The 13,881-nt window shown below is 38.0% G+C and carries 21 protein-coding genes; 19 read left to right on the plus strand and 2 right to left on the minus strand.

The window, feature by feature from the left end; genetic code table 11:
* Positions 1-26: 26 nt before the first annotated feature.
* From GFJ36_RS00605 to GFJ36_RS00685, 17 genes are all read left to right on the plus strand, one after another.
* Positions 27-677: an adenylate kinase gene (locus GFJ36_RS00605; protein ID WP_001048998.1), complete on the plus strand. Its 651-nt coding sequence runs from the start codon at positions 27-29 to the stop codon at positions 675-677.
* On the plus strand, positions 677-1,423 hold the full coding sequence (gene map, locus GFJ36_RS00610; protein ID WP_000582534.1) for a type I methionyl aminopeptidase: 747 nt from the start codon (positions 677-679) through the stop codon (positions 1,421-1,423). The genes GFJ36_RS00605 and map overlap by 1 nt, the downstream gene beginning before the upstream one ends.
* A gap of 68 nt (positions 1,424-1,491) precedes the next feature.
* Complete coding sequence (gene infA, locus GFJ36_RS00615) at positions 1,492-1,710, plus strand: translation initiation factor IF-1 (RefSeq protein WP_001029884.1); 219 nt, start codon at positions 1,492-1,494, stop codon at positions 1,708-1,710.
* Positions 1,711-1,745: 35 nt separating this feature from the next.
* On the plus strand, positions 1,746-1,859 hold the full coding sequence (gene rpmJ, locus GFJ36_RS00620) for a 50S ribosomal protein L36 (protein WP_000868344.1): 114 nt from the start codon (positions 1,746-1,748) through the stop codon (positions 1,857-1,859).
* Positions 1,860-1,880: 21 nt separating this feature from the next.
* Positions 1,881-2,246 carry a 30S ribosomal protein S13 gene (rpsM, locus tag GFJ36_RS00625; protein WP_000090790.1) on the plus strand — a complete coding sequence of 122 codons (366 nt, stop codon included), beginning with the start codon at positions 1,881-1,883 and terminating at the stop codon, positions 2,244-2,246.
* A gap of 24 nt (positions 2,247-2,270) precedes the next feature.
* Positions 2,271-2,660: a 30S ribosomal protein S11 gene (rpsK, locus tag GFJ36_RS00630; RefSeq protein ID WP_000101797.1), complete on the plus strand. Its 390-nt coding sequence runs from the start codon at positions 2,271-2,273 to the stop codon at positions 2,658-2,660.
* Positions 2,661-2,840: 180 nt separating this feature from the next.
* The gene (locus GFJ36_RS00635) at positions 2,841-3,785 is read left to right on the plus strand and encodes a DNA-directed RNA polymerase subunit alpha (RefSeq protein ID WP_157349423.1); all 945 of its coding nucleotides are present in this window, start codon (positions 2,841-2,843) and stop codon (positions 3,783-3,785) included.
* A gap of 35 nt (positions 3,786-3,820) precedes the next feature.
* A complete protein-coding gene (rplQ, locus tag GFJ36_RS00640; RefSeq protein WP_000331490.1) occupies positions 3,821-4,183 on the plus strand; it encodes a 50S ribosomal protein L17 in 363 nt (120 codons plus the stop codon).
* 103 nt (positions 4,184-4,286) lie between these two features.
* A complete protein-coding gene (locus tag GFJ36_RS00645) occupies positions 4,287-5,129 on the plus strand; it encodes an energy-coupling factor ABC transporter ATP-binding protein (protein ID WP_137035281.1) in 843 nt (280 codons plus the stop codon).
* On the plus strand, positions 5,105-5,986 hold the full coding sequence (locus GFJ36_RS00650; RefSeq protein ID WP_000406519.1) for an energy-coupling factor ABC transporter ATP-binding protein: 882 nt from the start codon (positions 5,105-5,107) through the stop codon (positions 5,984-5,986). The genes GFJ36_RS00645 and GFJ36_RS00650 overlap by 25 nt, the downstream gene beginning before the upstream one ends.
* A complete protein-coding gene (locus GFJ36_RS00655; RefSeq protein WP_098230824.1) occupies positions 5,974-6,768 on the plus strand; it encodes an energy-coupling factor transporter transmembrane component T family protein in 795 nt (264 codons plus the stop codon). The genes GFJ36_RS00650 and GFJ36_RS00655 overlap by 13 nt, the downstream gene beginning before the upstream one ends.
* 14 nt (positions 6,769-6,782) lie before the next feature.
* On the plus strand, positions 6,783-7,526 hold the full coding sequence (truA, locus tag GFJ36_RS00660) for a tRNA pseudouridine(38-40) synthase TruA (protein ID WP_088061486.1): 744 nt from the start codon (positions 6,783-6,785) through the stop codon (positions 7,524-7,526).
* A 152-nt stretch (positions 7,527-7,678) separates the two neighbouring features.
* Positions 7,679-8,116 (plus strand): 50S ribosomal protein L13, encoded by a 438-nt coding sequence (gene rplM, locus GFJ36_RS00665; protein WP_001260795.1) that lies wholly within the window; start codon positions 7,679-7,681, stop codon positions 8,114-8,116.
* 21 nt (positions 8,117-8,137) lie between these two features.
* Entirely contained in the window at positions 8,138-8,530 is a 393-nt protein-coding gene (rpsI, locus tag GFJ36_RS00670) for a 30S ribosomal protein S9 (RefSeq protein ID WP_000079986.1), read from the plus strand.
* A gap of 162 nt (positions 8,531-8,692) precedes the next feature.
* Positions 8,693-9,121: a YbaK family protein gene (locus GFJ36_RS00675; protein WP_001101006.1), complete on the plus strand. Its 429-nt coding sequence runs from the start codon at positions 8,693-8,695 to the stop codon at positions 9,119-9,121.
* Positions 9,122-9,187: 66 nt separating this feature from the next.
* Positions 9,188-9,901 (plus strand): N-acetylmuramoyl-L-alanine amidase CwlD, encoded by a 714-nt coding sequence (gene cwlD, locus GFJ36_RS00680; RefSeq protein ID WP_000822446.1) that lies wholly within the window; start codon positions 9,188-9,190, stop codon positions 9,899-9,901.
* A gap of 143 nt (positions 9,902-10,044) precedes the next feature.
* Positions 10,045-11,112, plus strand: a complete 1,068-nt coding sequence (locus tag GFJ36_RS00685; RefSeq protein WP_000256609.1) for an Mrp/NBP35 family ATP-binding protein — start codon at positions 10,045-10,047, stop codon at positions 11,110-11,112.
* Between the two features lie 56 nt (positions 11,113-11,168).
* On the opposite strand, the gene gerD is transcribed toward GFJ36_RS00685, so the two are convergent.
* Positions 11,169-11,786, minus strand: a complete 618-nt coding sequence (gene gerD / locus GFJ36_RS00690) for a spore germination protein GerD (protein ID WP_087983920.1) — start codon at positions 11,784-11,786, stop codon at positions 11,169-11,171.
* 139 nt (positions 11,787-11,925) lie between these two features.
* On the opposite strand from gerD, the gene kbaA reads away from it, so the two are divergent.
* Positions 11,926-12,537: a KinB signaling pathway activation protein KbaA gene (gene kbaA, locus GFJ36_RS00695; protein WP_098230821.1), complete on the plus strand. Its 612-nt coding sequence runs from the start codon at positions 11,926-11,928 to the stop codon at positions 12,535-12,537.
* A 127-nt stretch (positions 12,538-12,664) separates the two neighbouring features.
* Here kbaA and pdaB read toward each other — a convergent pair whose 3' ends face one another.
* A complete protein-coding gene (pdaB, locus tag GFJ36_RS00700) occupies positions 12,665-13,429 on the minus strand; it encodes a polysaccharide deacetylase family sporulation protein PdaB (RefSeq protein WP_000464700.1) in 765 nt (254 codons plus the stop codon).
* 170 nt (positions 13,430-13,599) lie between these two features.
* Here pdaB and GFJ36_RS00705 point away from each other — a divergent pair, with 170 nt between their 5' ends.
* On the plus strand, positions 13,600-13,818 hold the full coding sequence (locus GFJ36_RS00705; RefSeq protein ID WP_000900297.1) for a hypothetical protein: 219 nt from the start codon (positions 13,600-13,602) through the stop codon (positions 13,816-13,818).
* Positions 13,819-13,881: the final 63 nt, after the last annotated feature.

The raw sequence follows: 13,881 nt of genomic DNA on the forward strand, positions 1-13,881 counted from the left end.
CTCATGTACTCTGAGGGGGAACAAGGATGAACTTAATTTTAATGGGGCTTCCTGGTGCTGGTAAAGGTACACAAGCCGAACAGATTGTTGCCAAGTATAACATCCCTCACATTTCAACAGGAGATATGTTTCGTGCAGCTATGAAGGCTGAAACTGAAATGGGTCTACAAGCAAAATCTTTTATTGATAAAGGTGCACTTGTTCCAGATGAAGTTACAATCGGAATCGTTCGTGAACGTTTAAGTCAAGAAGACTGCGTAAGAGGTTTCTTACTAGACGGTTTCCCACGAACTGTTGCACAAGCATCAGCTCTTGAAGAGATTATGAAAGATCTTGGTAAAAAAATCGACTATGTTTTAAACATTAATGTGGATTCAGGGTTGTTATTAACACGCCTTACAGGCCGTCGCATTTGTAAAGAGTGCGGTGCGACTTACCACTTAGAATTCAATCCACCAGCAAAAGCTGATGTGTGCGATAAATGTGGTGGCGAATTATATCAACGCTCTGATGACAATGAAGAAACTGTGGCAAATCGTTTAGATGTAAATATTAAGCAAACAAAACCTTTGCTTGATTTCTACGAGGAGCTTGGTTACTTACAAAGCATTAATGGTGAGCAAGATATCAATAAAGTATTTGCTGATATCGATGTTCTCATCGGAGGCTTAGCGTAATGATCATCTGCAAAACTCCTCGCGAGATAGAAATCATGCGAGAAGCTGGCAGGATCGTTGCTTTAACTCATCAAGAGTTGAAACAGCATATTACTCCAGGAATTACAACGAAAGAGCTCGATCAAATAGCGGAAAAGACGATTCAAAAATATGGTGCTACGCCATCTTTTAAAGGATACAACGGATTTCCGGGGAGCATATGTGCTTCTGTAAATGAAGAGCTTGTACACGGAATTCCAGGGAAGCGCAAGCTCGAAGAGGGCGATATCATCAGTATCGATATTGGTGCGAAATACAATGGGTACCATGGAGATTCTGCATGGACGTATCCAGTTGGAAACATTTCTGAATCTGTTCAAAAGCTACTTGATGTCACAGAAAAATCGTTGTATCTTGGTCTAGAACAAGTAAAACCAGGCGAAAGATTATCAAATATCTCACATGCGGTTCAAACCCATGCTGAAGAGAATGGGTTCTCGATCGTTAGGGAGTATGTTGGTCACGGAATCGGGCAAGACTTACATGAGGACCCTCAAATCCCGCACTATGGTCCACCAAATAGAGGCCCTAGATTAAAGCCGGGAATGGTCATCTGTGTTGAGCCGATGGTGAATCAAGGAAGACGATATGTAAAAACACTATCTGATGACTGGACAGTGGTAACGGTAGATGGTAAATGGTGTGCACACTTTGAGCACACGATTGCTCTTACAGAAGCAGGATACGAAATCCTTACCACTTTATAAGTAGCTGGCTCTCCGGGATTTCAGAGCAGTGTAAAATGTTACTGATTTGAAGAAGGGAGAACTATTGAATGGCTAAAGATGATGTAATTGAAGTCGAAGGTACCGTTCTTGAAACGTTGCCAAATGCTATGTTCAAAGTAGAATTAGAGAATGGGCATGTCGTATTGGCTCACGTTTCTGGTAAAATCCGTATGAACTTCATTCGTATTTTACCAGGAGACAAAGTTACGGTAGAATTATCTCCGTACGATTTAAATCGTGGTCGTATTACGTACCGTTTTAAATAATATAGCACTCCGTAATCTTTAAGGAGGTTCGAGACATGAAAGTAAGACCGTCAGTTAAACCAATCTGCGAAAAATGTAAAGTTATTCGTAGACGTGGAAAAGTAATGGTTATTTGTGAAAACCCTAAACATAAACAAAAACAAGGTTAATCAGAAGGAGGTGCATTCAGAATGGCACGTATCGCAGGTGTAGATATTCCTCGAGACAAACGCGTTGTTATTTCTTTAACTTACGTATTCGGCATTGGTCGCACAACTGCTGAAAAAATTCTAACTGAAGCTGGTATTTCTTCAGAAACACGAGTTCGTGATTTAACGGAAGACGAACTAGGACGTATCCGTGATATCATCGATCGTATTAAAGTTGAGGGAGACCTTCGTCGTGAAGTATCTCTTAACATTAAACGTCTAATGGAGATCGGTTCTTACCGTGGTCTTCGTCACCGTCGTGGTTTACCAGTTCGTGGTCAAAACTCTAAAAACAATGCTCGTACACGTAAAGGTCCACGTCGTACAGTAGCAAATAAAAAGAAATAATAAGTAAAGGAGGTTGAACTAACAATGGCACGTAAAACAAACACTCGTAAAAAACGTGTGAAAAAGAATATTGAAGCTGGTATAGCTCATATTCGTTCTACTTTCAACAACACAATCGTAACACTTACAGATACTCATGGTAACGCACTTTCTTGGTCTAGTGCTGGTGCACTTGGTTTCCGTGGATCTCGTAAGTCTACTCCATTCGCTGCGCAAATGGCTGCTGAAGCTGCTGCTAAAGTTGCAATGGAGCACGGTTTAAAAACTTTAGAGGTTACTGTTAAAGGTCCTGGTGCTGGTCGTGAAGCTGCAATTCGTGCTCTTCAAGCTGCAGGTCTAGAAGTAACAGCAATTAGAGATGTTACTCCAGTTCCTCATAATGGATGTCGTCCACCAAAACGTCGTCGTGTGTAATTTTTCTGTATAGAATTTTCCCTTTTGTCTATAATGGATATGATGCATTATCGAGAAATTTCGTACAGAAACATCGCTTGTTGTGCACAATCGGGAACTGCCTAAGGGGGACTTTCGGTTAGACAGGGGGTATCCCTTTGTTTAACCGGGGTTTCGACGTTTTGAAGGAGGGTTTAGTTAATGATTGAAATCGAAAAGCCGAAAATCGAAACGGTTGAACTTAACGAAGATGCTAAATATGGTAAATTCGTAATTGAACCGCTTGAGCGTGGATATGGTACTACTTTGGGTAACTCCTTACGTCGTATTCTTTTATCCTCACTCCCTGGTGCCGCTGTTACTGCTATCCAAATCGATGGCGTATTACATGAATTTTCAACAGTTGAGGGCGTAGTAGAAGACGTTACGACGATCATCTTAAACTTGAAAAAGTTAGCTCTTAAAATCTACTCTGAAGAAGAGAAGACGTTGGAAATTGATGTGCAGGGCGAAGGTATTGTCACAGCTGCTGATATTACTCATGATAGTGATGTAGAAATCTTAAATCCAGATTTACACATTGCAACGTTAGCAAAAAATGCGCATTTCCGCATGCGTTTAACTGCAAAGTGTGGCCGTGGGTATACGCCAGCTGATGCAAATAAAAGCGAAGATCAACCAATAGGAGTAATTCCTATTGATTCTATTTATACTCCAGTATCACGTGTGACTTACCAAGTGGAAAAGACACGTGTCGGACAAGTGGCTAATTATGATAAGCTTACGCTTGATGTATGGACGGATGGAAGCATCGGGCCAAAAGAAGCTATCTCTTTAGGTGCCAAAATCTTAACTGAGCATTTAAATATCTTTGTTGGTTTAACTGATGAAGCACAAAATGCTGAGATTATGGTCGAGAAGGAAGAAGATCAAAAAGAGAAAGTTCTTGAGATGACTATCGAAGAACTAGATCTTTCTGTTCGTTCTTATAATTGCCTAAAACGTGCAGGAATTAATACTGTACAAGAGCTTGCGAACAAAACAGAAGAAGATATGATGAAAGTTCGTAACTTAGGACGTAAATCCTTAGAAGAAGTTAAACATAAGCTTGAGGAATTAGGTTTAGGTTTACGTAAAGACGACTGAGGATTTAAACCCATCAACAAAGGAGGGAACTACGAATGGCATACAGAAAATTAGGCCGTACAAGTGCGCAACGTAAAGCTATGTTACGTGATTTAGCTACTGATTTAATTATCAACGAGCGCATCCAAACGACAGAAACTCGTGCAAAAGAACTTCGTTCTGTAGTGGAAAAAATGATCACTTTAGGTAAACGCGGAGATCTTCACGCTCGTCGTCAAGCAGCAGCTTTCATTCGCAATGAAGTAGCTAACGCTGAGACTGGTCAAGATGCACTTCAAAAATTATTCGCTGATGTAGCTCCACGCTATGCTGAGCGCCAAGGCGGATACACTCGTATTGCAAAAATTGGTCCACGTCGCGGAGACGCAGCACCAATGGTAATTATCGAGTTAGTATAATGATAATTAAAAGGGCAGGACAGTTCTTTTCAAGAAACTGGTCATGGCCCTTTTTTTTAAATATAAAAATAGGCTAACTTGGCGAAGGAAAGGGTGCCTTGTATTGAAAAAAGAGAAACTTCGGACAGAAAATATATCATTTCAATATCCTGGGGCAGCCACTTATGCATTAAAAGATGTTTCATTTGCCTTGTATGAGGGAGAATGGGTATCTGTTATTGGACAAAACGGTTCAGGGAAGTCTACACTTGCAAAATTATTGAATGGTTTGTTTTTGCCGGAAGCAGGGACTATTACAGTAAATGATACAATGGTTTTATCAGAGGAAACGGTATGGGATGTTCGAAAACAAATTGGGATGGTATTTCAAAATCCAGACAATCAATTTGTTGGAACGACAGTGCAAGACGACGTTGTTTTTGGCTTAGAGAATATCGGAATGCCAAGAGAGCAAATGGTAGAAAGATTAAATCAGGCTCTCAAACTTGTCCGTATGGAAGATTTTCTTAATGATGAACCTCATTCGTTATCTGGTGGGCAAAAGCAGCGAGTGGCAATAGCAGGCGTTTTAGCACTTCAGCCATCTATTTTGATATTAGATGAAGCAACGTCAATGTTAGATCCTCAAGGGAGACGTGAAGTAGTAGAAACGGTTAGACAACTTGTTAATCAAAAAGGTATTACCGTGTTATCAATTACGCACGATTTAGAAGAAGCGGCACAATCAGATCGTGTCATTATTTTAAACAAGGGAGAAATATTAGAGGAAGGGACTCCAAAGCAAATCTTCAAGTCCTCTCATATGCTCCAAGAAATTGGATTAGATGTACCATTTTCAGTGAAAATAGCAGAATTATTAAAAAGAAATGAAATTCTCTTGCAAAATACGCATCTTACAATGGAAAGCTTGGTGAACGAACTTTGGAGATTACATTCCAAAAAGTAGAACATCGTTATCAATATAAAACTCCATTTGAAAGACGCGCACTTTATGATGTAGACGTGTCGTTTCCAAGTGGGGGCTATTATGCCATTATCGGTCATACTGGTTCAGGTAAGTCGACGATGATTCAACATTTAAATGGTTTATTGCAGCCGACGAATGGCACAGTTCAAATTGGTGAACATTTCATTTCGGCAGGAAAGAAAGAAAAAAAGCTAAAGCCACTACGTAAAAAGGTAGGGGTTGTCTTTCAATTCCCAGAACATCAGTTGTTTGAAGAGACTGTGGAGAAGGATATTTGTTTCGGCCCTACTAATTTTGGGGTATCTGTAGAAGAAGCGAAGCAAAAGGCAAGAGAGGCAATTGAACTTGTAGGGTTAGAGCCAGAACTGTTAACACGTTCACCGTTTGAGTTAAGTGGTGGGCAAATGAGGCGTGTTGCGATAGCGGGTGTATTGGCGATGGAACCCGAAGTGCTTGTATTAGATGAACCTACAGCAGGACTAGATCCAAAAGGGCAGAATGAACTTATGGAGATGTTTTATAAGCTGCATAAGGAAAAAGGTCTTACAGTTATCCTAGTAACACATAATATGGAGGATGCTGCTAAGTATGCGGAGCAGATTGTAGTCATGCATAAAGGAACGGTCTTTTTGCAAGGAAGTGCAGAGGAAGTATTTTCACATGCTGATGAACTAGAGAAAATTGGCGTGGATCTTCCTATGTCTTTAAAGTATAAACGTGCAATTGAAGAGAAGTTTGGTATTTCAATCCCAAAGGCTACCTTATCTTTAGAGGATCTTACTCATGAAGTTGTGCAGGTGTTACGAAAAGGTGGTCATGAATCATGCAGCAGTTGATTATTGGAAGATATATTCCAGGGAAGTCTCTTATTCATCAACTTGATCCACGTACGAAGCTGCTGATTGTCTTTTTATATGTATTTGTTGTTTTCTTAGCAAATAATGCGATTTCATATGGATTTTTATTTTTATATGCACTCATTGCTTTATTTTTTGCAAAAGTGCCGATTCGTTATGTACTTTCGGGCTTAAAACCAATTCTATGGATTTTTCTTTTTACATTTTTCCTGCATATTTTTACAAATAAAGAAGGGGAAGTACTATTCCAGCTTGGTTGGTTTTCGATACATGAAAAAGGATTAGAGCAAGGGATATACATTTCTATACGATTCTTCGTTATTATTTTAATGACGACATTATTAACGTTAACGACGACACCTATTGAGATTACAGATGGTTTGGAGACGTTATTAAAGCCGTTGAAACGTATAAAAGTTCCTGTTCATGAAATCGCATTAATGATGTCAATTTCTCTTCGTTTTATTCCGACATTAATGGATGAAACGAGTAAAATAATGAAGGCACAATCTTCACGCGGTATTGATTTCGCAGGAGGACCGATAAAAGATAGGATGAAAGCTATTATCTCACTACTCGTTCCTCTATTTATCAGTGCTTTTAAGCGTGCTGAGGACTTAGCAATTGCTATGGAAGCACGTGGGTATCAAAATGGTGAAGGACGTACTAAATTTAGGCAACTACACTGGAAAACAAGTGATACAGTAACGATAATAAGCTTACTTTGTTTAGCTTGTATTTTGGCATGGGTGCGATCGTAATGGAGAATAGAGAAATGGATAGAATAAAATGTACGGTTGCATATGATGGCATGCATTTTTGTGGTTATCAAATTCAGCCGCAGCATCGTACTGTTCAACAAGAGATTGAGAAAGCTTTGCAGAAATTGCATAAAGGAGCACTTGTTCGTGTTCAGGCATCGGGCAGAACGGATTCTACCGTTCACGCTAAAGGACAAGTCATACACTTTGATACACCGTTGTCGCTTGAAGAGTGGCAATGGAGTAATGCATTAAACACAATGTTGCCAGATGATATTGTTATCAGACAGGTAGAGAAAAAAACAGAAGAATTTCATGCGCGTTACGGTGTCGAGAGAAAAGAATATCGTTATCGTGTATTATTATCAAAGACTGCGGATGTATTCCGTAGAAATTACGTATATCAATATCCATATCCGCTCGAAATAAGCTCTATAAGAAAGGCGATTCCTTATTTTATTGGAACGCATGATTTCACTTCTTTTTGTTCGGCAAAAACTGACAAAAAAGATAAGGTGCGAACGATTTATGAAATTGAGTTAATTGAGCAAGGCGATGAATTAATTTTTCGTTTTGTAGGTAATGGATTTTTATATAATATGGTCAGAATTATTGTTGGTACGTTACTTAGCGTAGGGCAAGGAAAGCTTGATCCTGATAGCATTCCAGAGATTTTAGCGAAACAAAATCGTCAGTTTGCTGGAAAGATGGCTCCAGGTCATGGACTTTACTTATGGCAGGTAAACTATAACAACTAATCCTGGTGTAACATTTGCTTGACATTAGAAACTCAAAAGTATATCATAACATATGGTATTGTTTCTAAAACCACGATTAGCCCCGGAAGGAAATCGTGTTTAAGATAAACAATAGATTTTTTCTATGGAAAAGATAACGAGGAGGGAAACACATGCGTACGACTTTTATGGCAAAAGCTAACGAAGTTGAGCGTAAATGGTATGTGGTTGATGCTGAAGGTCAAACTTTAGGTCGCCTATCTACTGAAGTAGCATCTATTTTACGCGGTAAAAACAAACCTACATTTACACCACACGTTGACACGGGTGATCATGTAATTATTATTAACGCTGAAAAAATTCATTTAACAGGTAATAAATTAAACGATAAAATTTACTACCGTCACACTAACCACCCAGGTGGACTTAAACAAAGAACAGCTCTAGAAATGCGTACAAACTACCCTGTACAAATGTTAGAGCTTGCAATTAAAGGGATGCTTCCAAAAGGACGTTTAGGACGTCAAGTATCTAAGAAATTAAACGTGTATGCTGGAGCAGAGCATCCACACCAAGCACAAAAACCAGAAGTTTACGAACTTCGCGGATAATCAATTAAAGGAGGGCTTACTTTGGCACAGGTTCAATACTATGGCACTGGACGTCGTAAGAGTTCAGTAGCGCGCGTACGCCTAGTTCCAGGCGAAGGACGCGTTATCATTAACGGTCGTGATTTTGAAAACTATATCCCATTTGCTGCATTACGTGAAGTAGTGAAACAACCTCTAGTTGCAACAGAAACTTTAGGTAACTACGATGTACTTGTAAACGTAAATGGTGGTGGATACACTGGTCAAGCTGGTGCTATTCGTCACGGTATTTCTCGCGCTTTATTAAAAGCTGATCCAGAATACCGTCTAACACTAAAACGTGCAGGTCTATTAACTCGTGACGCACGTATGAAAGAGCGTAAAAAATACGGTCTTAAAGGCGCACGTCGTGCACCTCAGTTCTCAAAACGTTAATTTTTGCGAACTACAAACCCCAACCATTTTGGTTGGGGTTTTTTTATGTTTCATTCCTCTTTTGTAATTTTTGTAGTTTGGAATATTTTAGTGCTATTCTCTCGCGTATGCTTCTTCTTTAGAAGTTTAGACTAATACGTATTAGGGAGGTTTATAAGTACTATGAATGTCATTGTCAGCTTACAAGAAAAACAAAAAGAAAAGCAGTTGAAATATGAACGGAAGATGCTGCGAGAATTATCATTAAAAACATTACGTTCAAATATTAGGGATGCCTTTCAGATGCAGGAACTTCATCGTCAGTATGAAGATTACTGTATTGAATTAGGGATAGAATCGTATTTATTAGGAGCGAGATACAGTAAGTTTGGTTATTATGGTGAATCATTCTTTGATGTGAAATATAGAGCCTTAGAAGAAGAGCAACAATTAACGGAAACACTATTCCAATTTTTAACGAGCATGACTATGCGGGAAATTAAGTTACAAGATGAGGAATTACTTTTTGAATCTTGCCAGCAGTTTATCGGCTTATGGTGGCAGGAAGGATATGAAAAAGGTGAAAGAAGATATCGATTAAAGCTTCATTAAGACAAGCATAAACTTTCCTCTTGTCCCATATAAGTAATTAGAGGGACTAGCTGGAGGAGGAAAGGTATGAAGAGAATTCGAATTATCTCTTTTGCACTCGCTGCGGTTGTTTTGTTTTTTTTAGTCAAACAAGAATTTCAAATTACAAAATCGTGGCGAGCTTGGAATTTACCCTTATCAGGGAAAGTGATTGTATTAGATGCTGGGCATGGTGGGCCAGACGGAGGGGCTGTTGGTGGAAAAGATATTATAGAAAAAGATATTACGCTTGAAATTACAAAGAAGGTACAAGATTATTTACAAGAACAAGGTGCACTAGTTATTTTAACACGTGAGGGAGATTATGATTTAGCTCAGAAAGATACAAAATCATATAGTAGACGTAAAGCAGAGGATTTAAAAAAGCGTGTAGAGATTATTAATAAGCCTGATGTAGACTTTTTTGCGAGTATTCATTTAAATGCTTTAACTAGTAGTGGATCGAAAGGCGCACAAACGTTCTACTATCGTTCTTCGGTTGAAAATGAACGTGCTGCGAAATTTATACAAGCTGAATTGAGAACGAGTTTAGAGAATACGAATCGTTCTGCTAAAACAATTTCTCATGTGTATTTATTGAAGTATGCGAAAACACCAGGTGCTCTAATTGAAGCTGGCTTTTTATCGAATGTAAACGAAAGGTATATGTTAAATTCGGAGAAATATCAGCAAAAGGTAGCGGCTGCAGTATATCGTGGTATATTACGTTATTTCACGGAAAAAGGGAATCCTCCAGAATAAGGAGGATTTTTTGAGTTTCTCCCGTTAACGAAGTTTTCCGAAAATATGTTATACTGGAAATGTAAACGCATTTATTTCAAAAATAAAGAGAGATAAATTTAATTAACATTACGTTATTTTTCATACAGGGGGCTGGGCTAACTATGGTAACGAAAGAGCAAGTAGTGGAAGCGTTAGAAGGGATTGTAGATCCGTTTTTACATAAAACGTTAAAAGAAACAGGTGCAATTAAAGAGGTAACAGTTAAGCCTGAGAAGGAACATGTAAGTGTTAAAATTGCAATTGTAAAAACCGGTACAGCGGAACAAATGCAATTGCAATCTGGAATTGTAAAATTAGTAAAAGAACTAGGAGCAGCAACAGTAGGGCTTCGCTTTGCAGAATTTACAGAAGAGGAATTAGCTCAGTTTGCACCGGAACAGGAAGAAGAGCAAACTGAATCTTTATTGTCACCAAATTCAAAAACAACATTTTTAGCAGTGGCGAGTGGAAAAGGTGGAGTCGGAAAATCAACAGTTTCTGTTAACCTTGCTATTGCTTTAGCTCGTCTAGGTAAAAAGGTTGGTATCATTGATGCTGATATTTATGGTTTTAGCGTACCGGATATGATGGGGATAGAAAAACGTCCTGTTGTAAGAGGGGATAGAATCATTCCAGTGGAGCGTCTAGGTGTAAAGGTAATTTCAATGGGATTCTTTGTAGAAGATAATGCACCGGTTATTTGGAGAGGCCCTATGCTTGGGAAAATGTTAAATCACTTCTTTACAGAAGTAGAGTGGGGCGATTTAGACTATTTAGTTTTAGATTTACCACCGGGTACAGGTGATGTTGCGCTAGACTTACACTCAATGTTGCCAGCTTGTAAAGAGATTATTGTAACAACGCCACATCCAACAGCGGCATTTGTGGCAGCGCGTGCTGGAGCCATGGCTTTACGTACAGAACATAGTATTCTTGGTGTTGTTGAAAATATGGCATATTTTGAAAGTAAAACAACTGGTGAAAAAGAATATGTGTTTGGAAGAGGTGGAGGAGATAAATTAGCTACAGAACTTCAAACAGAAGTACTTGGCCGAATCCCGCTTCAACAACCTGATTGGAATAAAGATGACTTTGCGCCTTCGGTATATGAAGATACACATACGACGGGTCTTATTTATCGTACGATAGCTGAGACAGTAATTGATAAAATAGCTGTCGCGCAAAAATAAAATAATAATGAGTGGACGATACATATATTGTCCACTCATTATTATAATTATTATTTTTACTGTTGCTCCTTTTTACCGTCTTGGGAACCACCTTCACCGCCTGCTTCTTTTTTATCAGATCCACTTTTTTCGGCCTTTTGTACACCTTTACTAATAATATCAATCATCTTAGCTTGGAAGAGTGGGCTTTCAGCAGTTTCTGTTAGTACTTGTTGTAAATATTGGCGGTATTCTTTGCTCTTCATTGTTTGTAACATTATTTTTTCTACTTCAGGGTTTTTCATAATTTCTATAACGCCTGCTTGGTATTCAGGGTCTTTTAGTAATGTTTTCATTAAGGTTGTTTGTTCTTTCCCCATACTTTTAGCGAATTTCGATGAGAACTCAGGGTCTTTAAAGAGCTTTTCCCAGAATTGTTGCCCTTTGTCGGATACCATTGCATCTTCAATCGTTTTCTTTACTACTGTTTCATCTAGTATGAGTGCTTGTTTCATTTTTTCATCAGTTAACACATCTTGAATGGCTTTCTTACCTTGATCGGTTTTTAAAATATCAACAATCATTTTCTTCGTTTGATCATAATCAAGTTCGGACTTTGCTTCTTTTCCTTGTGCACATGCTACAAGTACAAGAAATAGAAAAGAAGAAGTCAAAACGAGCAGCATCCGTTTCATAAGTTGGAACTCCTTTCAACACAGTTCTCTCTTTTTAATATAAATATCTTTAAGGAATTTATACATGAACATGGCTAGCTTTTTGAAATTGTCATTGATACAATTTAATTAGAAATATAAGGATAATGGGGGATGTGTTGTGAATAGCCGCAAGTGGGTACGCCTGTTTTTTACGACGTTGTTTCTAGGTGGGATTAGCACGGTCATTATTGGGTTTGTTTTGGAGTGGGACAAGTACGCTAAATTTTTTCAAAATTTAGACGGAAAGGAGATTTTAGCAGTTTCCTTCTGGTTGATGGGTGTAGGATTTATTTTTAGTGTTATAAGTCAAATGGGGTTCTTTGCCTATTTAACAATCCATCGTTTTGGACTGGGGATGTTCAGGTCACCTTCTTTATGGAATGCAGTCCAGCTCTTCTTTATTGCATTCGTTTTATTTGATTTCGTGTATTTAAGATCCATATTGATTGCAAATGGGGAAGTTTCGTTAGGGAATAACATACTTGTTGCAGGTGTATTATTTGTGTTTGGGGCGATTGTTGCTTACATAAAAAGTAAAGAAACGAATAGAAAGGCATTTGTGCCCGCTTTGTTCTTTATGGTTGTTGTAACAATTCTTGAGTGGGTACCAGCGCTTCGTATTAATGACACAGATTGGTTGTATTTAATGGTGATACCACTTTTATTATGTAATGCATATCAGTTACTTATATTACATCGTTTAATTGGAAAGGCGAGTAAGTCGGCTTAAGTAAGAGAGATTTTTGAGTTTTTATGCAGGGTGGTTGTACGAATATAAATATCGGGATGAAAAAAGCTCTACTACCTTAATGATAGGTAGTAGAGCTTTTTATGTGTGAAGGCACGAGGGAAAAGAATTACCTTACATCTTTACTTTTTGTACTTGTGTTAGAAATAAGTTGTGATACCGATATTTGCTCATATCCGTCACTCTTTAATTTTTGTAGAAGCAGTGGTAAAGCTTTATTTGTTTGAAGGGCAGAATCGGATGCATGTAATAAGACGATATCTCCACCTTTTAAATTAGTAGAGACATTGGAAACGATATTGTTTACACCTGGGTTTTTCCAGTCGTTTGAGTTATTACTCCAATGGACGATGGTGTATCCGAGTGATTCTGCTATTTTAAGTGTTGCTTTGTTAAAGTCTCCACTAGGTGGACGTAATAGTTTGACTTGTTTCACACCAAGTTTTGTAAAAACATCTTGTGCTCGTAAAAGATCTCTTCGTATTTCATTTGTCTCTAGAGAAGTGTAGGACGTGTAATTATAGCCCATACTACCGATTTCATGTCCATCTTTTATGATGCGTTCAACAACATCAGGGTGTCTTTCTGCCCATGCAGCAGAAACGAAGAAGGTTGCATTCTTAATGTCTCTTTCTTTAAGTGTATCAAGGATTGGAATTGCTTTTTTGTCTCCCCAACTAATATCAAACGTGAATGCAACTTGTTTTTTAGAGGTGTCTCCTTTGTAAATAACTTTAGGTCCTGTCGCAGTTGAAAAAGCAGATTCATGTGAATATGTTTTCAAAAAGAGAAGCCATGCTGTAAATAAGGAAAGTATCACTATTAAGCTAATGTGTTTAAAAGCTCGTTTACTCGTAATAAAAAAGAAAAACATAATATTACGCCCCTTTGTCCAATCCTTTTCAGTTACATATATGCTTTAAATATTAAAAAGAGAACAAAGGATTAATATCGTAAGCAGTGGATATAATGAATGATAGGATTTTGATAAGTGAAAATGAGCGTAACGTTTATTGCTTTGTAAGAAATGATTGAGGTGATGATTTGCTTGGGTTTATGTTAACGAAAGAAGAGAAAAAAGAAATGGAATACATATTGAAGAGAGAGTTAGAAGAACTACTATTTGATTTTGAAGATGAACGTATTCATGACGTTGTAAAAAAGGCGATGGAAGAAAGATATAAAATCATTTTTTGTTTATTTCGAAGAGTCGCTAATGCAGAAGAGTGTATGCGTTATGTAAGGAAAAGAATTTTTTATTAAAAAGTGTTGACGTTAATAGTTATTATATGATAAATTAATAACCGTCGCTGATGCGGAAACGCA

It is taken from the genome of Bacillus sp. EE-W1, assembly GCF_009760835.1.
In the GTDB taxonomy this organism is placed as follows: domain Bacteria; phylum Bacillota; class Bacilli; order Bacillales; family Bacillaceae_G; genus Bacillus_A; species Bacillus_A wiedmannii.

Excerpts from the sequence above, each read along its gene's own strand:
- GFJ36_RS00675 (WP_001101006.1), top strand. The coding sequence starts at position 8,693 with ATGAATGTCATTGTCAGCTTACAAGAAAAACAAAAAGAAAAGCAGTTG.
- pdaB (WP_000464700.1), bottom strand. The coding sequence starts at position 13,429 with ATGTTTTTCTTTTTTATTACGAGTAAACGAGCTTTTAAACACATTAGC.
- GFJ36_RS00605 (WP_001048998.1), top strand. The coding sequence starts at position 27 with ATGAACTTAATTTTAATGGGGCTTCCTGGTGCTGGTAAAGGTACACAA.
- GFJ36_RS00685 (WP_000256609.1), top strand. The coding sequence starts at position 10,045 with ATGGTAACGAAAGAGCAAGTAGTGGAAGCGTTAGAAGGGATTGTAGAT.
- infA (WP_001029884.1), top strand. The coding sequence starts at position 1,492 with ATGGCTAAAGATGATGTAATTGAAGTCGAAGGTACCGTTCTTGAAACG.
- map (WP_000582534.1), top strand. The coding sequence starts at position 677 with ATGATCATCTGCAAAACTCCTCGCGAGATAGAAATCATGCGAGAAGCT.
- GFJ36_RS00655 (WP_098230824.1), top strand. The coding sequence starts at position 5,974 with ATGCAGCAGTTGATTATTGGAAGATATATTCCAGGGAAGTCTCTTATT.
- cwlD (WP_000822446.1), top strand. The coding sequence starts at position 9,188 with ATGAAGAGAATTCGAATTATCTCTTTTGCACTCGCTGCGGTTGTTTTG.
- rpsM (WP_000090790.1), top strand. The coding sequence starts at position 1,881 with ATGGCACGTATCGCAGGTGTAGATATTCCTCGAGACAAACGCGTTGTT.
- truA (WP_088061486.1), top strand. The coding sequence starts at position 6,783 with ATGGATAGAATAAAATGTACGGTTGCATATGATGGCATGCATTTTTGT.
- rpmJ (WP_000868344.1), top strand. The coding sequence starts at position 1,746 with ATGAAAGTAAGACCGTCAGTTAAACCAATCTGCGAAAAATGTAAAGTT.
- rplM (WP_001260795.1), top strand. The coding sequence starts at position 7,679 with ATGCGTACGACTTTTATGGCAAAAGCTAACGAAGTTGAGCGTAAATGG.
- rplQ (WP_000331490.1), top strand. The coding sequence starts at position 3,821 with ATGGCATACAGAAAATTAGGCCGTACAAGTGCGCAACGTAAAGCTATG.
- gerD (WP_087983920.1), bottom strand. The coding sequence starts at position 11,786 with ATGAAACGGATGCTGCTCGTTTTGACTTCTTCTTTTCTATTTCTTGTA.
- GFJ36_RS00635 (WP_157349423.1), top strand. The coding sequence starts at position 2,841 with ATGATTGAAATCGAAAAGCCGAAAATCGAAACGGTTGAACTTAACGAA.
- rpsK (WP_000101797.1), top strand. The coding sequence starts at position 2,271 with ATGGCACGTAAAACAAACACTCGTAAAAAACGTGTGAAAAAGAATATT.